Source organism: Henriciella sp. (assembly GCF_029936995.1).
Lineage (GTDB): Bacteria > Pseudomonadota > Alphaproteobacteria > Caulobacterales > Hyphomonadaceae > Henriciella.
Genome location: NZ_JAPYRE010000002.1, coordinates 432,379 through 453,215, shown reverse-complemented (window position 1 = coordinate 453,215; position 20,837 = coordinate 432,379). Strand labels below are relative to the sequence as shown.

The window sequence follows — 20,837 nt, the reverse complement described above, 5'->3', positions numbered from 1 at the left end:
ATGTTGCGCCGCAACATATGAAGGCATTCTGGCACAAATGCAATCTGGCTCAGGATTTCAGCAGCTGGCCGAGGCAGGTCGCCATGTCATCCGGATTGCTGTCACCTTCTGCGAAAAAGGTTTTCAGCTTCCAGTCTTCGTCCATCAGATAGAGCAGCGACGTGTGGTCCATCGTGTATTCCGCTGCGCTTTCAGGTGTCTCGATCCGGTCATAGCCGACGAAGAATTCGTCTGCGACAGAGGCGATTTCCTCCGCGCTGCCTGTCAGGCCGACCAGATTATCCGGAAAAGCATTGCTGGAGACATATTTCGCAAGCGCTTCTGGTGTGTCGCGTTCGGGATCCACCGAAATCAGCAATGTCTGCGGCGGCTCGACATCGTCTGGCAGCGCTTCATAGGCGTTCCTGATGCCCACCAACGTCCCTGGACAGATATCGGGACAATAGGTGAAGCCGAAATAGATCAGTGTCGGCTCGCCCTTGAACTCCTCCTCGGTGACGCGCTCGCCATCCTGATTGGTGAGGGTGAAGGGCCCGCCGATTTCCTCATAGGCGCGGGTTGTACATGTCGCCGTCGCGCCTCCTGCACTTGTCTCCACGCGCTGTTCACCGCTACAGGCAGCGACAAGGGCTGTCATTCCGATTAGGATTGTCTGATACGCTCGCATGACCGAAGGTATGTGCGCAGGCACGCCGCTCTGCAAGGGAGATGTGCGGCGAAACAGTGTCGCAGGAGGGACATGGAAGACATCACCGCCAGCCGGGAAGGGTTTGAACAGGCCCTCTACAGCCTCCTGCCCACAGGGATCGCCGGCGTCGACTCCGCGCGCGGCCATGCCCGTCTGCGCACGCTCGTCACGCTGCGCTGGCTCGCCGTAGCAGGGCAGACGCTCGCCGTCGTCTTCGTACAGTTCGGGCTCGGCTTCGACCTGCCGCTCGGCCTCTGCCTGACAGCCATAGCCGCCTCGGCCTGGCTTAACGTCTTCCTGTCATTTGCGATGCGAGAGCAGGTGCTGCTCAAGGGCTGGGAAGCCACGCTGCAACTGGCTTTCGATACGCTTCAACTTGCCCTCCTTATTGCCCTTACAGGCGGGCTGACCAATCCGTTCCTGCTCTTCCTGCTCGCGCCGGTCACAGTGGCTGCGACAAGCCTGCGCCCGCGGTTTTCCGTCATCATTGCAGGCCTCGCCATCGCAGCGGCTGCCGTCATGCCTGTGTTCGCCTATGGCCTGCCCTGGCGGCCAGGCGAAGCCTTCATCCTGCCGCCTCTCTTTGAGTGGGGCCACTTTGCCGCTCTGGGCATTGGAATCCTGTTCTTTGTCGTCTCCTCGGCCCGTCTCAGTGAGGATGAAGCCCGGCTGGTCCGCGCGCTCGATGCCGCCTCAATCGTCATGGCGCGCGAACAGCGCCTCTCCGCGCTCGGCGCGATGTCAGCGATGACTGCACATGAACTCGGCACCCCCCTCGCGACGATCCACCTGGTTGCCAAGGAGCTGGCCGGAGACATCGATGAAAATGACCCCCGCTATGAGGATGTCCGCCTGATCGCGGAACAGGCTGACCGTTGCCGCGACATTCTCGGCAAGCTCAGCCGCGCGCGTGAAGCTGAAGACATCGTCCATGCCAACATGCCGCTAAGTGCATTGGTCGAAGAAGCTGCTGCGCCCTTCAAGGGCCTCGGCGTTGAATTGCGTGTCACCTATGCGCCCGGCGAAAACGGGGAATCCCGCGTGCCCTCCATCCGGCGCAGCCCGGAAGTCCTCCACGCGCTCGGGGCCTTCATCGAAAACGCCGTGAGCTTTGCCGACAGCCAGGTCCGCGCCGTCGCCAGCTGGACTGACAAGCAGTTTCTCGTCACTGTTTCCGACGACGGGCCGGGCTTTGCCGCCGAAGTCATGCCCAAGCTGGGCGAGCCTTATGTCTCCCAGCGCAGCGAGGCCCACCTTGGCGGTGGAGACATGGGACTTGGCTTCTTCATCGCCAAAACCCTCATTGAGCGGACAGGCGGACGCATTGCGACACGTAACCGCACGTCGCCAAGACATGGGGCCATCGTGCAGGCCGTCTGGCCAAGAACAGCACTCGAATCCTTGGAATCGGAGCGGATGCAGATAAATAGTCCTCAAGTGGAGAGCTGAAAAATGGACTACAACGTCACCGTAAAACTTCACGAGGCCTTGAAGGACATCGAAGACAGAACCTGTCTTGTCCTTGATGATGACGCCCCGTTCCTCCAGCGCCTCGGGCGCGCCCTGACGCAGAGGGGCTTTCTCGTCTCTGCCGTTTCCTCGGCTGACGAGGCGAAGGATATCTGCCGGATGAACCCTCCAGCTTTCGCCGTGCTCGACTTGCGCCTTGAAGACGGTTCCGGCCTCGATGTCGTTGAAGTCCTTCACCAGTACCGCCCGGAGGCACGCGCCGTCATCCTGACGGGGTATGGCGCAATCGCGACGGCGGTGGCCGCGGTGAAAGCCGGTGCTGCCGACTATCTCTCCAAGCCTGCAGAGGTCGAGGACATCATCCGCTCGCTCGTCAACAAGGGCGACGGGATGCCAGCCCCACCGGAAAACCCGATGTCGGCCGACCGCGTGCGCTGGGAACATATCCAGCGGGTCTACGAGCTGTGCAATCACAATGTCTCGGAAACCGCCCGGCGCCTCAACATGCACCGGCGGACATTGCAGCGGATTCTCGCCAAGCGCGCCCCGCGCTAGTTCCTGTCCAGAAACTGACATTGCACATTCCTGGCACGGACTCGCACAAATACGTCATCCGATCTTTTCATCTGACACGCGCGTTTCAGGCTTTTGCGCGCGGCTTCCTCGTCGCCATTCTTATATAGTAGCTGGTAGCGACGTGAGCAGGCGCTCGGGTCACCCAGATTGCATCCCCGCCTGAGATAATCGTCTGCAAGCGCCCGGTCTTCAGACACGTCCTCACCTTCCAGATAGAGCTGACCGGCACGCAGACAGGAATCCCAGTCATTCAGGGAACAGCCTTGCTCGAGGAGATCTAGTGCCCGAGGAATGTCTGCCTCTACACCGAAAGGTTTGAGGTGAGCATGGCCAAAATGCCCATAGGCTATGGCCAGATTGTAGCATGAAAGTCCGTCGCTTTCGTCACACTTGGTTTCGAAAAAACCCCTTATCTTTCGGCGGCGCTCGGCATAAAGCTCAACCACTTCAGGGGTTAGCCTGCTTTCGTTTAGTCCCCGACCATCAAAATACTGGTAGCCAACACTTTTGCATGACCAGTAGTCACCAAGGTCACAAGCCTTCATGCGTAGCTCAAGTGCGGCTTCATCGTCTCGGAATATCTCGATATGGTTGATGTCTATTGAGCCTCTCTCATGAGAGTATATGTCAGCCAGCTTCCTACAAGCTTCAGCATAGGAGGCTTTGCAAGCAGCTTCCATTGCACGCCGCAGGCGCAAGTGACCATCAGAAGGAAACCAGTCTTCTTTCAAGAAGTTATACATGTCAGCCAAGCGGCAAACAGATTTTACATCCGTATTCAGCTTTGCTTCCTCCGCACAATCCTCCTTGAAGGCAACAAGATTGAGGTGCCTGACCTTCGCCCAATACGCCTCTTCAAGTCGGTCACACGCCTGCAAATCCTCCGCGGCACAGGCGGCTTCGCTTGTAAGTAAGGCGTCGCTAGCTTGTGGCTTAATCTCCTTACAGGCTGAAAAAACGAACATGGCCACACCTAGCAGCAACACGATCGTATGACGTATCGTAAACATCGGTATCGCCTCCAAACAAATCTCTCTTGAGGCTCAAAGGACAAGATCGGACTAAACCAAAGCGCGAAATTTCATTTAGTCACTTCTCTGCCAGCTGAGGCCCTTTCGGGTCGAGCGATGACGTCTTCTTCGCGGGGTCCGGCGTCTTGTCCCTGAACTTGCAGATATCGGCGATCACGCAGTCCCAGCATTTCGGCTTGCGCGCGGTGCAGGTGTAGCGCCCGTGCAGGATCAGCCAGTGATGGGCGCCCTTCTTGAATTCGTCCGGTGTGACCCGTTCCAGCTGGGCTTCGACATCGTCCGGCGTCTTGCCGGGCGCGAGCCCGGTGCGGTTGGAAACCCGGAAAATATGCGTATCGACCGCAATCGTCGGATGGCCGAACGCCTCGTTCATCACCACATTCGCGGTCTTGCGGCCCACGCCGGGCAGCTGGGTCAGTTCATCCCGCGTCTGCGGCACCTCGCCATCGAAGGCGTCGACCAGCATCTGCGACAGCGCGATCACATTCTTAGCCTTGTTACGCCACAGGCCAATCGTCCGGATATGTTCGGCTACGCCCTCTTCGCCCAGCGCCAGCATTTTTTCCGGGTTATCAGCCACCGCGAAGAGTTTCTTTGTCGCCTTGTTCACGCCGACATCCGTCGCCTGCGCTGAAAGCGCGACAGCCACCACCAGTGTGTAGGGATTATGGTAGTCGAGTTCCGTGGCGGGCGCGGGCCGGTCCTCTGCCAGCGCAGCATAGAGGCGCGCCGTCTTCTCCGACCCAAGCGTGCGTGGATTACGTTTTGTCTTGCGGCCAGCAGGCTTTTTCGCGGGGGCATTGCTCATCACAAGCGGTGTAAATGCCGCAGCCGCCTTATCAAGTCGTCACTTGCCGCAAACGTGCCCAGACCTCATTTTCATGGGCATGGCAGAGCAGCCCGCCATCGTCTATTTCGATGCGACCCTGACGCCCAACACGGCGCTCAGCCCCCGGGCCTTTCTCATCATCATGGGGCTTGTTGGCGCAATGAGTTTTCTCGGCGGAATCATGTTCCTGTCCATGGGGGCCTTCCCGGTGATCGGCTGGTTCGGCCTGGACGCGCTGGCGATCTGGTATGCGTTCCGAAAGAATTTCAAAGATCTCAGGGAAGAGACGACCGTACGCATTACCGCTGATTCAATACGGCTCCGGCATTCACGTCCCGGCCACGAGGCAAGTGAGGTGGAACTGCCGACCACCTTTACCCGCCTGTCCATGGCCCACCCCGAGCGCCGGCCGAGCGAGCTACGCCTCGCGCATGGCCAGACGGCCTATGTCATCGGCCGCTTTCTCAGCCCTCGCGAGCGGAAATCCCTTTATGACGCGATGGAAAACGCGATCCGCAGAGCCCGCGCCGAAAGGTTTTCATAAAAATGACGCTCGCGTCATGGTTTTTCGAAAAACTCTGTGTTAAAGTCGCCTCATAGAAGAAAAACCCCGTCGAGCGACCCGGGGCAAATAGGAGGCATGACCATGGCAGACACCGCACAGAAGATTCCCCATAATCTCGAGCGCCCGCAGCCTGCGACGCGCGAGAAACTGATGGATTTCCACCTCGACCACGGCGCTAAAATCCCGTCTGTCGGCGATGTGGACATGTCGACTTTCGACATCCTTGATCCGGAGCTCTGGCGTCAGGATGCCCACTGGGACTTCTTTGCCTGGCTGCGTGACAATGATCCGGTGCACTACACCCCGGACAGCTTTTCCGGCCCATACTGGTCCATCACGCGCTATGAAGACATCCAGAAGGTCGATATCGACCATAAGCGCTTTTCCTCATCCTGGGAGCATGGCGGCATCACGCTGGGCGCCCCGATCGAGGATTTCGAGCTGCCCATGTTCATCGCCATGGACGAGCCGCGCCACTCTGAACAGCGCAAGACAGTCCAGCCGGCTGTCGCCCCGAACATGCTCAAGGAATTCGAGCCGCTGATCCGTTCACGGACACAGGGCCTGCTCGACTCCATCCCGGTCGGCGAACCGTTCGACTGGGTCGACACCGTCTCCATCGAGCTCACCACCATGATGCTCGCCACCCTGTTCGACTTCCCGTTCGAGGATCGCCGCAAGCTGACGCGCTGGTCGGATGTCGCAACCAATCCGCACAATCCCGACATCTGCCCTGGTGGTATCGACCAGTGGAAGCAGGAACTCATGGAATGCCTGATGACCTTCCAGGGCATTTTCCAGGACCGTCAGGCCAAACCACTCAAGAATGACCTGATGAGCCTTCTCGCGCATGGCGAAAAGACGAAGAACATGACGCCGATGGAACTGCTCGGCAACGTCATCCTGCTCATCGTCGGCGGCAATGACACGACACGCAATTCCATGTCCGCGTCCGTCTTTGGCCTCAACAAGTTCCCGGAACAGTACGACAAGCTCAAGGCTGATCCGTCCCTCATTCCGAACATGGTTTCGGAAGTGATCCGCTGGCAGACGCCGCTCGCCTATATGCGCCGCACCGCGCTTGAGGATGTCGAGCTGCGCGACAAGGTCATCAAGAAGGGTGACCAGGTCGCCATGTGGTATGTCTCCGGTAACCGGGATGAGCGCTTCTGGAAGGAAGACCCCTACAAGCTCATCATCGACCGCGAGCAGGCCCGCAATCACCTCTCCTTTGGTTTCGGCATTCACCGCTGCGTCGGGAACCGTCTGGCCGAACAGCAGCTTCGCATTCTCTGGGAAGAGCTGATGGAGCGCTTCGAACACATCGAAGTGCTCGACGAGCCGAGCCGTACGCCGCACTCATTCGTGAAGGGCTACACCTGGATGCCGGTGATCTGCCACCCGAAGAAATAAACTGACCAAATTCCCGAGACTGTCAGTCCCCGCAAGCCATGCTTGCGGGGCTTTTTTTATGACGTGTCACGCCCTGCAACATTAAAAGCGTCCATGCTGACGCCGGGCCCGTCAGTCATCCACGTCCAGGATACCGCTCAGCCTGTTGCGGCCGCCATCCATGACAAGGGTTTCCCCGGTAATGATCGCGCTGGATGGTTTGGACAGGAACAAGGCCGCTTCCGCGATTTCATCGGCGCGGGCCGCCCGCCCCAGCGGCGTACGCTTCTTCAGCCAGTTGGCATCAGCCGTTTCTGCGCGCGGCCGCAAGGCGCAGATGGCATTGGCGCGGATATTTTTCGGCGCCAGTTCCACAGCCCCTGCCCGCATGACACCGAGAATGGCATGCTGGACAACGGCGTCACCAAAATCGCCTTCATTCATCTGGCTTGCCGAGAGCGAGAGTATAAAAGTGACCGTGCCCATCTGCGCACGCCGGTTCATTGTGTCGCCTGCCTCTTCCACACGCCTATCAATGTGTTTCGCGAAGAGTTGCAGGGTCAGCACGGCGCCACGTACGGCGCGCATCTGCAGCTTCTCGAACTCGTCCATCTTGAGATCGCCAAGCGGCATTTCCGGTGCGACCGGCGGGATGCAGACGATGTGATCGACCTGTCCATAGGCTTCGATGGCCGCGGCAAGACAGTTCTTTATGCCAATGCGGGTATGCAGCTCTTCATGCTGGACAATGGCACGGTCACGCAGCGTGTCGGCAACACGCTCGACACGCTTCATCTGCGCATCATGTGCAATGACAGAATGCCCGGCATCGCTGAAACGACGGGCCACGGCTTCGCCAGTAAGCTGGCCCATGCCGAGAATGAGGGTAACGGGTTTATCCATGTTGGCTCCTGATCCGGCAGAAACATGCCCGCCGGATCAATGAGCGCCGGACTGGTCTGCCTAATTCGGCCGTAAGGTGACCAGTTCCTCTTTAATCTTCAGTTTCTTTCTCTTGAGATCATGCAATCTGACCTCATCGGCAGTAGGACGCTTCTGCTCATCCGAAATCTGCTCATCGAGCTTGCGATGGCGATTGGAGAGTTCCTCGATACGACCTTGGATTGACATAGGATCAACCTCCTTCTTTGCTGCTGAGAAACTGTGCTTTTGAGGCAACATTAAATCATAACGGTGCGAGCTGGTCACTAAGAATCGGGTGAAAATCGAGTCAGGTTTTGTGTGCGCCCGTTATCGCTGGGCCTGTGGGACGCCTTGACCCTGAACATGGCTTCGTCAGCCTCGGCTATGAACTGTTCCGCAGATCCCTGGCCCGCCCAGGCGATTACACCGCAGGACGCGCCAAGCTGAACAGACTGCCCTCCTGGGCCGATGCCACTGATACGCAGCCGGCCAACCCGTTCAGCCAGGTCACGGGCCTTTCGGCGCGCATCGTCCAGGTTGGCATGTACAAGAAGTATGGCGAATTCATCCCCGCCGAGCCTGCCGACAATATCTGTCTGGCGCACATGCGAGAGGACCATGTCGCAAACCCGCTTGAGCGCCGCATCGCCAGCAGCATGTCCAAACCCGTCATTCACGGCCTTGAACCGGTCAAGATCCAGATAGACCAGGCACAAGGATACGCCATGACGGGCTGCGCGGGCCATTTCCCGGTTCAGCTCGCGCTCGAACGCCCGGCGATTGAAGACCGGGCACAACGCATCCCGGTCGGCCATCTCCTGTGAAGCTGTCAGCTCCCGGCGCAGCCGGGCTTCTTCCTGGCGAAGCCAGATAACTTCTTCTGCCAGCGCACGGAAAGCGGCTGCCGAGGCACGGTCATGTGATTCCGGGTTTACATTGAGGGCTTCCAGAAGCGCATCTTCCGGTGATTTGTCACTCCGGCCCGGCACATCTGGCCAGCCATTTTCAGAGAGCTTTTCCATACGCTCGAGCATAGGTGAGTCGCTGAAGCGCATCCAGCAGTCTGCGACGCTTGACGCACAGGGGTCTCTGCCTATTTTGGCCGCTTCCTGAAAGGGGGCGAAATGAGCGAACGCGAACCTGTTGTCGGTGTCATCATGGGCAGCCAGTCTGACTGGCCGGTCATGAAGCTTGCCTGCGAAATGCTCGACAAACTCGGCGTGGCGCATGAGGCCCGTATCGTGTCGGCGCACCGCACACCCGACCGGATGAAAGACTATGCCCGCTCTGCGAAAGAACGCGGCCTCAAAGTCATCATCGCTGGCGCCGGCGGTGCCGCTCATCTGCCTGGCATGACCGCTGCGATGACGCCGCTTCCGGTGTTTGGCGTTCCGGTCCAGTCGCGCGCTCTGAACGGTCAGGATAGCCTTCTCTCCATCGTACAGATGCCGAAGGGCGTGCCGGTCGGCACACTGGCCATCGGTGAAGCAGGCGCAGCGAATGCCGGTATTCTCGCCGCGTCCGTGATCGCATTGCAGGATGAAGACGTCGCCCGCAAGCTCGACGAGTTCCGCCAGTCCCAGACAGACGCTGTCGGCGAGGTGCCGGAAGAATGACCTCACTGCCGACCGGCTCCGTGATCGGGATTCTCGGTGGCGGCCAGCTTGGCCGCATGCTTGCCAGCGCGGCTGCGCGCCTGGGCTTTGATGTCCACATTCTCGCGCCAGACGAGGATCCCCCGGCTGCGCGCGTCGCTGCCAGGCACTGGCAAGCCGCCTATGATGACCAGAGCGCGCTCGACGCCTTCGCCACGGCCTGTGATGTCATCACCTACGAGTTCGAGAATATTCCCGTCGCTTCGGTCGAGTATCTCGTTTCAAAAGGCGCCATCGTCCGACCGGGTGCAAAATCACTCCAGGTCTCGCAGGATCGGCTGGCGGAGAAGCGATTCCTCAACGAGATCGGCATCCAAACCGGCCGTTATGAAGCTGTCGACACGGTCGAAGATCTTGCTGCTGCCCTTGATCAGCTTGGCGGCGAAGGTTTGCTCAAAACCCGCCGCGAAGGCTATGACGGCAAGGGTCAGGCCCGTATTGGCGCTGGTGATGACCTCAAGGCGGCCCATGCCCGTATCGGTGAAGTGCCCGCCATCCTCGAAGCCTTCGTTCCGTTCGAGCGGGAAATTTCCGTCGTTATCGCACGTGGCCCGGACGGTGACACAACGGCCTTCGAGCCCAGCATGAACGATCATTCCGGCGGCATTCTACGCACTTCCATTGCGCCCTGCGGCCTCAGTGCAGATGTCATCACGAACGCCACCCGTCTTGCCGAAACCCTGGCCAGCGAGACCGGCCATGTCGGTGTGCTTGCCCTTGAACTCTTTGTTCTTGCAGACGGGACACTGCTTGCCAACGAGATGGCCCCGCGCGTCCATAATTCCGGCCACTGGACCCCGGAAGCCTGTCTCACAGGCCAGTTCGAACAGCACATCCGCGCCGTGGCCGGCTGGCCGCTAGGCCCCGTCACACGCGTTTTCGACGTCGAGATGCAGAACCTGCTCGGCGAGGAGGCCCTTAGCCCCCCGGAAAGCTTTAGCGCCGACACGGTCGTCACCCTGTATGGCAAGCGCGACGCCAAACCCGGCCGCAAGATGGGTCATGTGGTACGGCGGGGCCGGAAAGCCTGACCTGGCCTATCCAAACCTGTAGACTAGTACGAATAGCGCACGTCAAACTTCAGGACGCGGTCGAGGTTTTCGGTTTTCAGAGGCGGATTCGACTCATAACGCAGATCATATGAAACGCCTGCACTTATCCGTTCTGACACCGCAGCGCTCATTTGCATGGTCGGCTGTATTGTCGAGGTTGGCCCGGAAATATTCACCCGTGTGTCGAGTTCGAAAGTCCAGTCCTCGTCGATCAGCCACTCGAATTCCGCCGCGCCATAAAGCCCGATTGCCTTGATGTTCTTGTCTTCGCCGGCAAGCTCGAGGAAACGGTAGCCTGGGCCAAGCTCGCTGCGCAGGTCCATCGTATCTGTGTCCATGAGATAGGCACCAGCACCTATGCCCGCAAAGGCATCGGTATCAAAACCTGAGAAATCATTGCGCTCTATGGAGCCGCGAACATACCCAAAATAGGCGTCGGTCCAGAGCGTATCGAGCTGGTAGGACATGCCCCAGTTGTTCTTGCTTTCAATGCCGTTGGCGCTTGCTGTGTTGGCATATGCAGCCAGGCGATGGATCTGGGCCTGCCGCTTCAGGTCGACCTTGCCTTTCAGGCCGAAATGCAGCGTGTCGGTGTTGCCCCGTGTTTCGGCAGCGTTCAGCACCAGCTGACCATTAAGGTCTTCCCAATAGCCGGGCTGCTCAAACTCGACACCAACTGGCGCTGACACGACAAGCGGCTCGATACGCAGCGGCTCGACTGGCGCTTTCAGGTCGATGACAAGGGAATCGATCGCCTGTGCATGTTGCGGGTAGGCTCTCTTCGCCGCCGCGATGACAGTCGCAAGCTGCGCTTCATCATCCCAGAGCATGGCGGCCGAAATCATCCGCCCTACCGCGTGTGGAAGCTCTTCGCGTTGTTGCGCGACGATCTGCTGTTGATTGCCCACCGCAGCAGCAGGCGCCAGAAACAACTCTAACATGTTGCAATCTCTGGATTGAGGAGGGTTGCGGGTAGGATGAAAGGACTGGTTGGCACCTCCTTACAGTCCTTTCTCGACGATAAAAACCTCAGACCTCCATAATGGCTGAAGGATTCTTCTTTTCATGCGCAACTATGGCGAGAGTAAGGGTAGCCGATTCGGTCCGGCATCGGCGAACCTGCAAAGAGAACCCAGCGGTCTTCAGCCCCGCCCGCGCAACCGGTCCAGCAGTTCCAGGCCCGGTTTCGCCACCTTCGAGCCCCACTGGCCAAACTTCATCGCGCCTTGCAGGCGCGTCTCGATATAAGCGTCGAGGTCAGCCTCCTCCGGCTCATCCAGCCAATAGAGCACAATCGGCGGAAGCACGGCCGACAGGAGTCCACGCTTTGTCTCACGGTTATAGTCGGTCGCAGTATCGCCCGCAGCCGTCCAGATGGCGTCAGCCGTCTTCCAGGTTCGCTTCGCGGCCTCCGGCGCGTGCCATGGCAGGAAGCCACGAGCCGACGCGCGTTTGACGGCGGCGCGATGCGGCGCGAGCGCGCCCAGCCAGGCCTTTATGCCTTCCGCGACGCGTTCATGCGTTCGCAGAGCGGAAAGCTCGCCTGCCGCGAGGGTCTCCAGCATCTCTTCTTCCGCACGGTCGAAGAAGCGCTCGATCAGGTCACTGACGCCGTCCGGTGCCGCAAGCGCCATTTCATCGGAACTCATGCCGGCTTCGCGCGCTGATATTGTAAAGGCATGATCCGTCCAGCCCTCGTCTTCGACGAGCGGCAGGAGGTGATCCAACCATGCATCCTGAAGTCTGACTGACGGTCTTTCTGTCATTGCTGGCTCCGGGAGTAGGCAAGCCCCATCTTTAGTGATATAGGCACGCCTTTCGTAGTTTCACGCCAGAATTCTGTTCAGGCTCATATGGGTCTGGACAAACCAATGGAGATTTAGCCATCGTACAGATCGTTGTCCGCGACAACAATGTCGAACAAGCCCTTCGCGCACTTAAAAAGAAGATGCAGCGTGAGGGTCTTTTCCGGGAAATGAAATCCCGGACGCACTTTGAAAAGCCTTCCGAAAAGAAGGCCCGCCAGAAGGCGGAAGCTGTGCGCCGCGCTCGCAAACTTGCACGCAAGCGCGCCCAGCGCGAAGGTCTGGCCTAGGATTACCGGCCTGCCTTTTCTGGCGTAGAAGATTGACCCCTCCAGCCCGGCGCTGGAGGGGTTTTTTCGTGTCTGGTCAGCCCTTCTTGCCCGGTAGCGCCTTGGCAAACCACTTCCCGACATCGCCCACACCGGCGCCGTGCACCGCGCCAGCCCGGTACACCCGCGCGGCCAGCCACAGCACCAGAAGCGTTGCGGCAATCATCAGGACAAGCAGCCCTGCAACCTCCCAGAGCGGCGGCCCGGCTGGCACCCGCAGGATCAGCAGGAAGGGCGTGAACACAGGCACCCAGCTCATCACCGAGAGGATCGGCGATTCCGCATCATTGATCGCCACCACGATCATGAACATCGGCACCATGAGCAGCACGATCAGGGGCGTCATCAGCGTCTGGGCTTCCTGGATCGTATCGCAGAGAGAGCCAAGCGCCAGGAAGACTGCGCCATACATGAGATAGCCGAGCACGAAGCTCAGTACGGCGGGCACAAGCAGGCTCGGTCGCGCCACCGCAGAGATCACCGTGAACAGGGTTTCGCGCATGTCCGCCGGCATGGCGCTGGAGAACATGTTGACGACAACCGCCGCCCCGATGGCCCAGACCGCCATCAATGTCAGTGCCACCGCGAGCACGGCGAGCAGCTTGCCCGCCAGCATGTGCGGCAGCTTCACTGATGTCAGCAGCGAGTCGAAAATCTTGTTGGAGCGTTCCTCGATGGTGCCCATCAGCAGATAGTTCACGACAGAGAAGATCAGGAACCAGAGCAGGAAGGCCATCATCACCGCCGCGAAGAAAGGGGCCCTGTCAGCCAGCGTCACCTGCGCACCTGCGCCAGCGGCCGACGGCGGACGGGCCCGCTTCTCAGAGACCGTGCGGGCACGGTTCTCCGCCTCATTCAATATACGTGGGCTGACACCTGCTTCCTCGAACACACGCCGTTCGGTCAGTGTCTGCTCGGCGGCCTGCACCTTGCCGCGCAGGCTCTGGGCCGTGATGTTCTCGCTCCAGTATTCGATCTCCCCGTCCCCCTCCGGCACGAAGATCGCGGCGAACAGGGTCTGTGGCCCATTCGGTGTCTCGATACTGCGTTCGCCGAGCAGGTAAGGCTGCAATGCCTCTGATGTGCGCGCAGGCGGTTCGACATAGATGAAATCCGACTGAGGCAGGTCGACTGTGCTGCCTCCGGCACGCTCCAGTGCAACCTCGACGCTCGCGCCTTCATCAAGGGCGGCGTCGAATGTCTCTATGGCCTCACTGGTCTCATTGTTCATGACCGCTAACGGGTCGAGCGTCATGCGCGCGACCTGCTCACGTTCCTTGTCGAGTTCTGAACGCAGCACTTCTGCAAATGCGTTCCCATCCTCGATGACGGTATAATAGCGCGTCGGCTGCGAGGCGGCGGCCCAGCTCGGGGCCATCATGCCGACGCCCATCAGGACCGGCGTCAGCAGCAGCCCGAGCCAGAAGCCCCAGGCCTGCACATAGCCGAGATAGTCACGCCGGGCGACAAGATAGATGGACCGCATCATATCACCTCCGCGATCGTGTCAGCTTTGAGCGACTCGTCCAGGTCTGCCGCTTCGGCTTCGGAAACAAGCGAGACGAAGACATCCCGCAACCGGGCCTCTTCCGGCCGGAAACTGGTAATCGGCGCACCTGCATTGATTGCGGCCCGCAACGCATCCTGGGCATCCTGTCCCTGTGGCAGGCTCACCCGCCAGGTGTCGCCCTGTTTTTCATTCTGCGTGAATCCTTTCGGCGCAAGTGCGGTATCGAGATCGAAGCCATCACTCACCCCGATCAGGACGGCCCGGCCAAGCGCGCCATAAGCTTCGTCCAGCGTCCCGTCGAACACCTTGCGGCCACGCGCCATCATCACGATGGAATCGCACAGCCGCTCGGCGTGCTCCATGACATGGGTCGAGAAGAGAATGGTGGCGCCACGCTTGTGCTCCTCGATAATCAGGTCTTCCAGGCCCTGCTGGTTGACCGGGTCGAGCCCGGAGAAAGGCTCGTCAAGGATCAGGAATTCCGGCCCGTGCGCGAGCGATGAGAGGATCTGCACCTTCTGCGCCATACCCTTGGAGAGTTTCGATATCCGTGAGCGCCCGAATTCAGCCAGGCCCATTGCTTCAAGCAGCTCGTCGGCGCGCTTGCGGGAATCCGGCGCACTCATGCCCTTGAGGCGCGCGAAATAGGAGATGATCGCGCGCGGACTCATCTTCTTGTAGAGGCCGCGCTCTTCTGGAAGAAAGCCGACCCGGCGCAGTGAATTGATATTGGGCGGCGCGCCGAACAGTCGCGCTTCGCCCTCATCCGGGCTCAACACCCCCAATGCCATGCGCAGGCCGGTCGACTTGCCCGCCCCGTTCGGGCCGAGAAATCCGACAATGCTCCCCTGCGGCACGGTGAAACTGAGATCGCGCACGGCGGTAAAGAAGCCGAAACGCTTGGTCACCCCCTGCATTTCGAGTGGGACCGATGAGGTCATCACCCCTCCTTTGACCGATTCTTCTCGACTTTCGATAATACATTCTGCTGCTACAGGGCTAGCCCTTGCCAAGTGATTAAATCAGTCGCAGGCTATTTTTCATGAAATCGTATTCCGGTCTCGGTCCGTCCGGTCACAGGAAAACCGGCGACGCATCATTGGGCCACAATGATGATCGCGAAACGATTCTTCCCGCCCGAAATGATCTGGCTGATCTCAAGCGGATCGATAATGCGCTACGCCGGCTGGACACCGGCCGGTTCGGGCACTGCCTCTATTGTGGAGACCAGATCAGCATGTCCCGCCTGAACTTTGATCCGGCCGTGGAAAGCTGCGGGACATGCGCCGAGGATGAGGCTGCCTTCTATTAAGCTGTGGCCGACAGTCGCATCAGGACCAGGCCGCCGACAATAAGCCCCGCTGCGAGCAGGCGCATCATTGTCAGGCTTTCCCCCATGAACATGACGCCGACGAGGAAAGCCCCGATTGCACCAATACCGGTCCAGATCGTATAGGCTGTTCCAAGCGGCAGTACCCGCATGGACCAGGCCAGCAGGCTGAAACTGCCGAGCATGGCCACGAGCGTCACGATTGAGGGTTGCAGGCGGGTAAAGCCGTCGGACTGCTTCATCGCCGCCGCCCAGACGACTTCCAGTAATCCCGCGATAAAAAGAATAATCCAGGCCACAAATGCCTCCACGCTAAAGAGCGCCGGGCCGTCCCGGACATTCTTCCCGTGTAAGGGCGAGGACGTGGCCTCTCATTAATGCGGATTTATGAGCTGGCTGCGCCTAGTTCAAGCCTTCGCGGCCGATGGCATAGAAACGATCACGGCGCTGGCGACGCAGCTCGCTCGCAGACATTCCTTCCAGCTCTGAAAGCGCCTTCTCGATTGCCTTTCCAGCCTGGCTGACCGCCTTCTCCGGATCGCGGTGCGCGCCGCCAACCGGCTCCTTGACCACCGCATCGACGATTTTCAGCTTGTGAAGGTCTTCAGACGTGATCCGCATGGCCTCCGCGGCATCGCGCGCTTTGGCGGAATTGCGGTAGAGGATCGAGGCACAGCCTTCCGGTGAGATGACGGAATAGATGGAATGCTCCATCATCAGGACCTTGTTGGCCGCTGCGATGGCGATCGCCCCGCCGGAGCCGCCCTCACCGATGATCAGCGACACCATTGGCACGTTCAGTGTCAGGCAGCGCTCGGTCGAGCGGGCAATAGCCTCGGCCTGGCCGCGCTCCTCGCCGGCCTTGCCCGGGAAAGCGCCGGCGGTGTCGACGAAAGAGAGCACCGGCAGCTTGAACTTGTCGGCCAGGTCCATCAGGCGCACCGCCTTGCGATAGCCCTCCGGGTGCGCCATGCCGAAATTGTGGCGCAGGCGGCTTTCAGTCGTGCGCCCCTTCTCGTGACCGATCACGACGACGCTCTGCCCGCGGAAAGTGGCAAGCCCGCCGATCACGGCCTCGTCATTGCCATACACACGGTCGCCGGCCAGCTCCTGGAAGTCATCGAACAGATGTTCGATATAGTCGGAGAAGTGCGGGCGCTCCGGATGGCGCGCCACTTGCGTCTTGCGCCACGGCGTCAGCGAGGAATAGGTCTCTTTCAACTGGCGCGCCGCCTTGTCCTTGAGCTTCTTGAGCTCGTCGGAAATCGACGGACCGTCACCATTCTCGGAGAGCGATTCCAGCTCCGCGATCTTGGTTTCCAGCTCTGCAATCGGCTTTTCAAAATCGAGATATGTCGTCGGCATGAGTGTATACCTAGTCCTGCTTTGCTGTGATTGCTAGGCGTTGGCGCCGCCTTTGGCACGCTCGAAATACAGCACGTCATCGTTGTGGAAGCGCACCGTCCCGGCCTGGGTATAGCCGATTTTCTCCGCGATCCGGATAGAAGCTGCATTGTCGTGGTCGATGATGCAGCAGCTCTTATCGCTCTCGCAGGCCTCGTCAAACCAGTCATGGATCGCGCCGACCGCCTCGCTGGCATAGCCCTTCCCGAACCGGTCCGGAGAGATTACCCAGCCACATTCGGGAATGCCCCAGAAACTCGGCTCCGTGTCGCGGTGAAAGTCGGCAAAGCCCACCTCGCCGACGAATTCGCCAGTCTTTCGGTCCTCGACGAGCCAGTAGCCATAGCCGAGCGCCTGCCACAGGCCGCGATTGGCCAGGATGTTGCGGGCCCAAACCTCATGCGGCGCGCGCGCCGTTCCGCCAATGAAGCGTATTGTCTCTGGGTGGCTCCAGTGGGCGGCCAGGGCATCGAAATCGGCCGCTTCATGCGCGCGGAGTTTCAGCCGCTCGCTCAGGATGACCGGGACAGGCTGCGCCACATTCATGATTGCGGGGCCTGCATCTGCTCCAGCATCGCCTTCATCGCGGCATGGACCGCCTGTATACCCTTGAGCGGGCGCACCATGACCTTGAAGTCGGTGATCAGCCCGTCCGCGTCCCATTCGATCATGTCGATGCCATTGACCAGAATGCCATCCATCTCGCACTCGAATTCGAGCACGGCCTTGTCGGCGCAATCGAAGACGCGGGTATAGCGAAACGTGTCGCCGCCGAGCGTCTGGCCAGCCGCGCCAAGATACTTCATCGTGATCGCCTTGCCTTCCTGCGGGGTGTGGACCACCGGGCTGCGGAAGACGACATTGTCGTGCAGCAGCTTGGAAAGCGTCGATGGATCATGGTCGCCATGAAAATAGTCCATCCAGCGCTGCAGATTGTCCGAATATCCCGTGGTCGCGACCATCACCGCCTCCCTCTTTTTCTCTTCTTTCCGCCATAGCGCAGTCACAGCGTCGTGCGAAGCCCTGACGTTGGGCGCAATCAGTATCGCTCGTATGCGCCAGCCGCGCGGCCAGATTCATTCAGGCAGTATGTGATGGGATAGACCACGTTGATGCGGCGAACCGCGCGTCCATCCACTGTCTCAGGCGCGAACCGCAGGCGGGACGCCGCTTCATAGGCCGAGGCATTGAATTGCGGTGATGAGCAGGCCGTGAGCACGTCTTCCGGCTGGCCTGCCTCACTGACATCCATGAGAATTTCACACTTCGCCTCGATCCCGCGATTTGCCGCCTGTTCCGGATAACGGGGTTGGGGTGGAGACAGGGGCTGGGCATCCCGGTCGACCACCTCACGCGTCACCGGACCGCCGAGCAGCTCACCTCCCGATTGCGAGGATTCGGGCCTCTCGCTCAGGCGTTGATGCCAGCCACCGGGATAGATCAGGCGGGCCTCTTCTGCACCCGCATGCCCGCACGCTTCGATCTTTCCATCAAGCGCGGCAGACATAGCCGCAGTATCGGTCTGGCTAGGCACGGCTGGTCCGGCTTGCGGGCCGGGGCCATAGACGGCCGGATCGACGGCACAGGCTGAAAGACCAAGCGTGAGCCCGGCAAAAGCGGTGACATGAACGAGCTTCATGGAATATCCTCGGGCTAGAAAAGACTGACGCGAGCTTACCAGTCACGGCAAACTCGCGCCAAGCCCTGCCTGTGTTACAAGCCGGTATGGAAACTACTCTGCGGCCTTTTCCTTGTCAGGACGGCAATAGTTGATCGGCAGGAGGATATTAGATGTCGCCGGGCTGTCCTGCCCCTCGGCGGCCTCGAATTCCAGCGGATTGATCATGTCCTCGGTCGCCTTGACGAATTGCGGCAGGGTGCAGTTCGTCAGCACGTTTTCTGTCTGGCCGCCATCGCTCACATCGAACATGACCTGACACTGGCCCTCGACACCCAGCACCTCGTATAGCGGTGGATAGTCTGGTGCCAGTTGCGCAGTCGGGATCGGCATGGCGACATCGCCCCCGGGCGGGTTTGCGTTAGCCATTCGGGCGTCCCAGCCATCCGGCGGGTTCATCTCGACCGCCTGGTCGCCCTGGCACGCCTCGATGCCTGTATGGGCACTCAGCGCTTCCAGCATGGGAGATGTGATCGGCTCCTCCATGCGCTCGTTCAGCGCGTCGATCGTTTCAGGGTTGAACCCGTGATAGTCGAAATCCGCCTGCGCGGAGGCGCTTCCCATAAGGGCGGCGCTACAGGCGGTTACGGCGAAAAGGCTGGAAATTCTCATTGGCATGACTCCTTGGTTGCCCTTGGATTTGCCCTGCCAGTCTAAGCATCCGAGTAGGCTTTTGCCAAATCCGGGTCCTTCCCGGCCACAAGGTCGGCAAGGTCTGAAATGACCTTGGCCTGCTTCCAGGTCGCGTCGTCCTGCATCTTGCCATCGAGCATCGCGACGCCCGAACCGTCCGGCATCGCCTCGAGGATGCGCCGGGCGAATTTCACTTCGTCCGGGTTGGGTGAGAAGACACGTTTGGCGATCTCGATCTGTTTTGGATGCAGCGTCCAGGTGCCCGAACAGCCAAGCAGGAAGGCATTGCGGAACTGCTGCTCGCAGGCCTCCACATCGGCAATGTCGCCGAACGGGCCGTAGAAGGCGTTGATCCCGGCCATACGGCAGGCATCGACCATGCGCGCCACGGTATAGTGCCAGAGATCCTGCTGGGCACCCTCGCGCGGGCTGCCATCCTCGTTCGGGTCGTCAATGACGCGGTAATATGGATGGCCGCCGCCAACGCGCGTTGTCTTCATCTTGCGGTCTGCCGCAAGGTCTGCCGGCCCAAGCGAGATGCCCTGCATACGCGGGCTGGCAAGCGCGATCTCCTCGACCAGCGCCATGCCCTGCGCGGTCTCGAGAATGGCATGGAACAGGATCGGGCGCTTCAGCCCGGCCTTTGCTTCAAGCTGGGCGACATACTGGTCCGCGAAATGGATATCCCACGGTCCCTCGACCTTGGGCAGCATGATGACATCAAGCTGATGACCGGCCTTCAGCACCAGTTCGGAGACATCATCCTGGAACCAGGGCGAGTTGAGGCAGTTCACGCGGCTCCAGAAGCCGGTGCCCTTGCCTTGCCAGTCATACATCGAACCCATCTCGACAGCGCCTGCACGCGCAGCCTCCTTGGCGTCGGCCGGAATTGCATCTTCAAGATTGGCAAGCACCACATCCACGGTCGGAGCCATCTCCGGCACCTTGGCACGCACCTTGTCGAGGTGCGGCGGCACGAAATGGATCATCCGCTCCAGCCGGACGGGCAGCTCGCGCATCGGCTCAGGCGCACCAATCGCCAGCGGCTGGAAGAAATCACGGGGTGTCTTGCGGGTCATTTGGTCCTCCTGTCGCAGCGCAACATAGAGGGGGCAGTCATCGGGTCAATCGGGCCTGGAGCGCAGCACCCGGTTCAACGCGCGAATTCGTAGAAATTGCGCTGGAACGCCTCACCCTCGCCTTCAGGCGTTACCATTTTCCGGATCGAGAAGGCTTCAGGGGCAATGCGGTAGGTGTATTCGCAGAGAGCTGGGCGGCCTGCATCCTGGCAGTCCTGCCGACTCTCAAGCACCAGTTTGCCATCTTCCTTGGAACGCTCAACGACCTTCTCGTCATTGATCAGCCGCCCATCTTCGGAAACCGTCAGCTCGGCACGGCCATCTGCGCGCGGCGCATCGGGATAGGTAATGTAGAGCTCGAACGTGTTGGCGTTCTGCGCGACTGCGAGATCAGCTGCCAGCGTGACATCTTCCGGCGGCTCTTCATGGTTGAGGTATGTCAGCTCGCCTTGCCAGTCATCGCCTGTAAGCACGGCAAAGTCCGACACGCGTACCATCGGCGCGAAATAGTTTTCGCGATCCTGTCCGCCTGAAGCATCGCCGCAAGCCGCAACGAGGATGGTCCCAACAAGTAATGAAACGCTCTGACGCATGAATATACCTCCCATGCGCCCAGAAACGCGGGAGGCCGCCAGTTAGTTTCAGTCTTGCAGTTCGTCCTGGGTGCCGGGCTGGCCATCTGCCTTCTCATAGGCAAGGGCACGGCTGAAGAACTGCGTGCATAGATAAACAACGAAAGCAGCCGTAATCGCCTCAACCCCCCAGAAGATCACACCATGGATGTGTAGTGCGAAAAGGATCAGCGTAACAAAGCTCAGGAGGAAGGCACCTGAGATTTCAGCGATCAGGATCGTGGCTGCCAGGGCCTTGATATATGCGAACATGAA

Annotated in this window: 27 protein-coding genes; 8 read left to right on the top strand and 19 right to left on the bottom strand. The window is 59.9% G+C overall.

What is annotated here, in order from left to right; genetic code table 11:
- Positions 1–49: 49 nt before the first annotated feature.
- Positions 50–637, bottom strand: a complete 588-nt coding sequence (locus Q1K31_RS06540; RefSeq protein ID WP_300377989.1) for an SCO family protein — start codon at positions 635–637, stop codon at positions 50–52.
- 102 nt (positions 638–739) lie between these two features.
- Between Q1K31_RS06540 and Q1K31_RS06535 the strand changes: the two genes are divergently transcribed.
- Both Q1K31_RS06535 and Q1K31_RS06530 read left to right on the top strand, forming a co-directional pair.
- A complete protein-coding gene (locus Q1K31_RS06535) occupies positions 740–2,137 on the top strand; it encodes an ActS/PrrB/RegB family redox-sensitive histidine kinase (RefSeq protein WP_300377987.1) in 1,398 nt (465 codons plus the stop codon).
- A 3-nt stretch (positions 2,138–2,140) separates the two neighbouring features.
- On the top strand, positions 2,141–2,713 hold the full coding sequence (locus tag Q1K31_RS06530) for an ActR/PrrA/RegA family redox response regulator transcription factor (RefSeq protein ID WP_300377985.1): 573 nt from the start codon (positions 2,141–2,143) through the stop codon (positions 2,711–2,713).
- On the opposite strand, the gene Q1K31_RS06525 is transcribed toward Q1K31_RS06530, so the two are convergent.
- Entirely contained in the window at positions 2,710–3,744 is a 1,035-nt protein-coding gene (locus Q1K31_RS06525; protein WP_300377982.1) for a tetratricopeptide repeat protein, read from the bottom strand. The two genes, Q1K31_RS06530 and Q1K31_RS06525, sit on opposite strands and share 4 nt — an antisense overlap.
- A gap of 79 nt (positions 3,745–3,823) precedes the next feature.
- Positions 3,824–4,573, bottom strand: a complete 750-nt coding sequence (gene nth, locus Q1K31_RS06520) for an endonuclease III (RefSeq protein ID WP_300377979.1) — start codon at positions 4,571–4,573, stop codon at positions 3,824–3,826.
- Positions 4,574–4,646: 73 nt separating this feature from the next.
- Here nth and Q1K31_RS06515 point away from each other — a divergent pair, with 73 nt between their 5' ends.
- Together Q1K31_RS06515 and Q1K31_RS06510 are read left to right on the top strand one after the other, a co-directional pair.
- Positions 4,647–5,138 (top strand): DUF2244 domain-containing protein, encoded by a 492-nt coding sequence (locus tag Q1K31_RS06515; protein ID WP_300377976.1) that lies wholly within the window; start codon positions 4,647–4,649, stop codon positions 5,136–5,138.
- A 102-nt stretch (positions 5,139–5,240) separates the two neighbouring features.
- Positions 5,241–6,572: a cytochrome P450 gene (locus tag Q1K31_RS06510; RefSeq protein WP_300377975.1), complete on the top strand. Its 1,332-nt coding sequence runs from the start codon at positions 5,241–5,243 to the stop codon at positions 6,570–6,572.
- A gap of 111 nt (positions 6,573–6,683) precedes the next feature.
- Here the strand turns inward: Q1K31_RS06510 and Q1K31_RS06505 are convergent, their stop codons facing one another.
- From Q1K31_RS06505 to Q1K31_RS06495, 3 genes are all read right to left on the bottom strand, one after another.
- Positions 6,684–7,454, bottom strand: coding sequence for an SDR family oxidoreductase (locus tag Q1K31_RS06505; RefSeq protein ID WP_300377973.1), 771 nt, complete (start codon positions 7,452–7,454; stop codon positions 6,684–6,686).
- Between the two features lie 60 nt (positions 7,455–7,514).
- Positions 7,515–7,682, bottom strand: a complete 168-nt coding sequence (locus Q1K31_RS06500; protein WP_300377970.1) for a YdcH family protein — start codon at positions 7,680–7,682, stop codon at positions 7,515–7,517.
- Between the two features lie 77 nt (positions 7,683–7,759).
- The gene (locus tag Q1K31_RS06495) at positions 7,760–8,530 is read right to left on the bottom strand and encodes a GGDEF domain-containing protein (RefSeq protein ID WP_300377967.1); all 771 of its coding nucleotides are present in this window, start codon (positions 8,528–8,530) and stop codon (positions 7,760–7,762) included.
- A gap of 69 nt (positions 8,531–8,599) precedes the next feature.
- Between Q1K31_RS06495 and purE the strand changes: the two genes are divergently transcribed.
- Both purE and Q1K31_RS06485 read left to right on the top strand, forming a co-directional pair.
- A complete protein-coding gene (purE, locus tag Q1K31_RS06490; protein WP_300377965.1) occupies positions 8,600–9,091 on the top strand; it encodes a 5-(carboxyamino)imidazole ribonucleotide mutase in 492 nt (163 codons plus the stop codon).
- Positions 9,088–10,161: a 5-(carboxyamino)imidazole ribonucleotide synthase gene (locus Q1K31_RS06485; protein ID WP_300377963.1), complete on the top strand. Its 1,074-nt coding sequence runs from the start codon at positions 9,088–9,090 to the stop codon at positions 10,159–10,161. The genes purE and Q1K31_RS06485 overlap by 4 nt, the downstream gene beginning before the upstream one ends.
- A gap of 23 nt (positions 10,162–10,184) precedes the next feature.
- Here Q1K31_RS06485 and Q1K31_RS06480 read toward each other — a convergent pair whose 3' ends face one another.
- Both Q1K31_RS06480 and Q1K31_RS06475 read right to left on the bottom strand, forming a co-directional pair.
- Complete coding sequence (locus Q1K31_RS06480; RefSeq protein ID WP_300377961.1) at positions 10,185–11,123, bottom strand: DUF481 domain-containing protein; 939 nt, start codon at positions 11,121–11,123, stop codon at positions 10,185–10,187.
- Between the two features lie 201 nt (positions 11,124–11,324).
- The gene (locus Q1K31_RS06475) at positions 11,325–11,948 is read right to left on the bottom strand and encodes a COQ9 family protein (protein WP_300377959.1); all 624 of its coding nucleotides are present in this window, start codon (positions 11,946–11,948) and stop codon (positions 11,325–11,327) included.
- Between the two features lie 119 nt (positions 11,949–12,067).
- Here Q1K31_RS06475 and rpsU point away from each other — a divergent pair, with 119 nt between their 5' ends.
- Positions 12,068–12,277 carry a 30S ribosomal protein S21 gene (gene rpsU / locus Q1K31_RS06470; RefSeq protein ID WP_026180774.1) on the top strand — a complete coding sequence of 70 codons (210 nt, stop codon included), beginning with the start codon at positions 12,068–12,070 and terminating at the stop codon, positions 12,275–12,277.
- Between the two features lie 76 nt (positions 12,278–12,353).
- Here the strand turns inward: rpsU and Q1K31_RS06465 are convergent, their stop codons facing one another.
- Entirely contained in the window at positions 12,354–13,805 is a 1,452-nt protein-coding gene (locus Q1K31_RS06465) for an ABC transporter permease (RefSeq protein WP_300377957.1), read from the bottom strand.
- A complete protein-coding gene (locus tag Q1K31_RS06460) occupies positions 13,802–14,767 on the bottom strand; it encodes an ABC transporter ATP-binding protein (protein ID WP_300377955.1) in 966 nt (321 codons plus the stop codon). The genes Q1K31_RS06465 and Q1K31_RS06460 overlap by 4 nt, the downstream gene beginning before the upstream one ends.
- 101 nt (positions 14,768–14,868) lie before the next feature.
- Here Q1K31_RS06460 and Q1K31_RS06455 point away from each other — a divergent pair, with 101 nt between their 5' ends.
- Positions 14,869–15,138 carry a hypothetical protein gene (locus Q1K31_RS06455; protein ID WP_300377953.1) on the top strand — a complete coding sequence of 90 codons (270 nt, stop codon included), beginning with the start codon at positions 14,869–14,871 and terminating at the stop codon, positions 15,136–15,138.
- Here the strand turns inward: Q1K31_RS06455 and sugE are convergent.
- The 9 genes from sugE to Q1K31_RS06410 form a co-directional block, all read right to left on the bottom strand.
- Positions 15,135–15,455, bottom strand: coding sequence for a quaternary ammonium compound efflux SMR transporter SugE (gene sugE / locus Q1K31_RS06450; protein WP_300377951.1), 321 nt, complete (start codon positions 15,453–15,455; stop codon positions 15,135–15,137). The genes Q1K31_RS06455 and sugE overlap by 4 nt on opposite strands.
- Positions 15,456–15,558: 103 nt before the next feature.
- Positions 15,559–16,521: an acetyl-CoA carboxylase carboxyltransferase subunit alpha gene (locus Q1K31_RS06445; RefSeq protein ID WP_300377949.1), complete on the bottom strand. Its 963-nt coding sequence runs from the start codon at positions 16,519–16,521 to the stop codon at positions 15,559–15,561.
- Between the two features lie 33 nt (positions 16,522–16,554).
- On the bottom strand, positions 16,555–17,106 hold the full coding sequence (locus Q1K31_RS06440) for a GNAT family N-acetyltransferase (RefSeq protein WP_300377947.1): 552 nt from the start codon (positions 17,104–17,106) through the stop codon (positions 16,555–16,557).
- Entirely contained in the window at positions 17,103–17,522 is a 420-nt protein-coding gene (locus Q1K31_RS06435) for a nuclear transport factor 2 family protein (RefSeq protein ID WP_300377946.1), read from the bottom strand. Before Q1K31_RS06435 ends, Q1K31_RS06440 begins: the two co-directional genes overlap by 4 nt.
- A gap of 77 nt (positions 17,523–17,599) precedes the next feature.
- Positions 17,600–18,199, bottom strand: a complete 600-nt coding sequence (locus Q1K31_RS06430; protein ID WP_300377944.1) for an energy transducer TonB — start codon at positions 18,197–18,199, stop codon at positions 17,600–17,602.
- Between the two features lie 93 nt (positions 18,200–18,292).
- Complete coding sequence (locus Q1K31_RS06425) at positions 18,293–18,850, bottom strand: hypothetical protein (RefSeq protein WP_300377941.1); 558 nt, start codon at positions 18,848–18,850, stop codon at positions 18,293–18,295.
- A gap of 41 nt (positions 18,851–18,891) precedes the next feature.
- Positions 18,892–19,950, bottom strand: a complete 1,059-nt coding sequence (locus tag Q1K31_RS06420; protein ID WP_300377939.1) for a CoA ester lyase — start codon at positions 19,948–19,950, stop codon at positions 18,892–18,894.
- 74 nt (positions 19,951–20,024) lie between these two features.
- Positions 20,025–20,543, bottom strand: a complete 519-nt coding sequence (locus Q1K31_RS06415; protein ID WP_300377937.1) for a hypothetical protein — start codon at positions 20,541–20,543, stop codon at positions 20,025–20,027.
- Positions 20,544–20,591: 48 nt separating this feature from the next.
- Complete coding sequence (locus tag Q1K31_RS06410) at positions 20,592–20,834, bottom strand: hypothetical protein (protein ID WP_300377935.1); 243 nt, start codon at positions 20,832–20,834, stop codon at positions 20,592–20,594.
- Positions 20,835–20,837: the final 3 nt, after the last annotated feature.

Excerpts from the sequence above, each read along its gene's own strand:
- Q1K31_RS06540 (WP_300377989.1), bottom strand. The coding sequence starts at position 637 with ATGACAGCCCTTGTCGCTGCCTGTAGCGGTGAACAGCGCGTGGAGACA.
- Q1K31_RS06535 (WP_300377987.1), top strand. The coding sequence starts at position 740 with ATGGAAGACATCACCGCCAGCCGGGAAGGGTTTGAACAGGCCCTCTAC.
- Q1K31_RS06530 (WP_300377985.1), top strand. The coding sequence starts at position 2,141 with ATGGACTACAACGTCACCGTAAAACTTCACGAGGCCTTGAAGGACATC.
- Q1K31_RS06525 (WP_300377982.1), bottom strand. The coding sequence starts at position 3,744 with ATGTTTACGATACGTCATACGATCGTGTTGCTGCTAGGTGTGGCCATG.
- nth (WP_300377979.1), bottom strand. The coding sequence starts at position 4,573 with ATGAGCAATGCCCCCGCGAAAAAGCCTGCTGGCCGCAAGACAAAACGT.
- Q1K31_RS06515 (WP_300377976.1), top strand. The coding sequence starts at position 4,647 with ATGGGCATGGCAGAGCAGCCCGCCATCGTCTATTTCGATGCGACCCTG.
- Q1K31_RS06510 (WP_300377975.1), top strand. The coding sequence starts at position 5,241 with ATGGCAGACACCGCACAGAAGATTCCCCATAATCTCGAGCGCCCGCAG.
- Q1K31_RS06505 (WP_300377973.1), bottom strand. The coding sequence starts at position 7,454 with ATGGATAAACCCGTTACCCTCATTCTCGGCATGGGCCAGCTTACTGGC.
- Q1K31_RS06500 (WP_300377970.1), bottom strand. The coding sequence starts at position 7,682 with ATGTCAATCCAAGGTCGTATCGAGGAACTCTCCAATCGCCATCGCAAG.
- Q1K31_RS06495 (WP_300377967.1), bottom strand. The coding sequence starts at position 8,530 with ATGCGCTTCAGCGACTCACCTATGCTCGAGCGTATGGAAAAGCTCTCT.
- purE (WP_300377965.1), top strand. The coding sequence starts at position 8,600 with ATGAGCGAACGCGAACCTGTTGTCGGTGTCATCATGGGCAGCCAGTCT.
- Q1K31_RS06485 (WP_300377963.1), top strand. The coding sequence starts at position 9,088 with ATGACCTCACTGCCGACCGGCTCCGTGATCGGGATTCTCGGTGGCGGC.
- Q1K31_RS06480 (WP_300377961.1), bottom strand. The coding sequence starts at position 11,123 with ATGTTAGAGTTGTTTCTGGCGCCTGCTGCTGCGGTGGGCAATCAACAG.
- Q1K31_RS06475 (WP_300377959.1), bottom strand. The coding sequence starts at position 11,948 with ATGACAGAAAGACCGTCAGTCAGACTTCAGGATGCATGGTTGGATCAC.
- Q1K31_RS06465 (WP_300377957.1), bottom strand. The coding sequence starts at position 13,805 with ATGATGCGGTCCATCTATCTTGTCGCCCGGCGTGACTATCTCGGCTAT.
- Q1K31_RS06460 (WP_300377955.1), bottom strand. The coding sequence starts at position 14,767 with ATGACCTCATCGGTCCCACTCGAAATGCAGGGGGTGACCAAGCGTTTC.
- Q1K31_RS06455 (WP_300377953.1), top strand. The coding sequence starts at position 14,869 with ATGAAATCGTATTCCGGTCTCGGTCCGTCCGGTCACAGGAAAACCGGC.
- Q1K31_RS06445 (WP_300377949.1), bottom strand. The coding sequence starts at position 16,521 with ATGCCGACGACATATCTCGATTTTGAAAAGCCGATTGCAGAGCTGGAA.
- Q1K31_RS06440 (WP_300377947.1), bottom strand. The coding sequence starts at position 17,106 with ATGAATGTGGCGCAGCCTGTCCCGGTCATCCTGAGCGAGCGGCTGAAA.
- Q1K31_RS06435 (WP_300377946.1), bottom strand. The coding sequence starts at position 17,522 with ATGGTCGCGACCACGGGATATTCGGACAATCTGCAGCGCTGGATGGAC.
- Q1K31_RS06430 (WP_300377944.1), bottom strand. The coding sequence starts at position 18,199 with ATGAAGCTCGTTCATGTCACCGCTTTTGCCGGGCTCACGCTTGGTCTT.
- Q1K31_RS06425 (WP_300377941.1), bottom strand. The coding sequence starts at position 18,850 with ATGAGAATTTCCAGCCTTTTCGCCGTAACCGCCTGTAGCGCCGCCCTT.
- Q1K31_RS06420 (WP_300377939.1), bottom strand. The coding sequence starts at position 19,950 with ATGACCCGCAAGACACCCCGTGATTTCTTCCAGCCGCTGGCGATTGGT.
- Q1K31_RS06415 (WP_300377937.1), bottom strand. The coding sequence starts at position 20,543 with ATGCGTCAGAGCGTTTCATTACTTGTTGGGACCATCCTCGTTGCGGCT.
- Q1K31_RS06410 (WP_300377935.1), bottom strand. The coding sequence starts at position 20,834 with ATGTTCGCATATATCAAGGCCCTGGCAGCCACGATCCTGATCGCTGAA.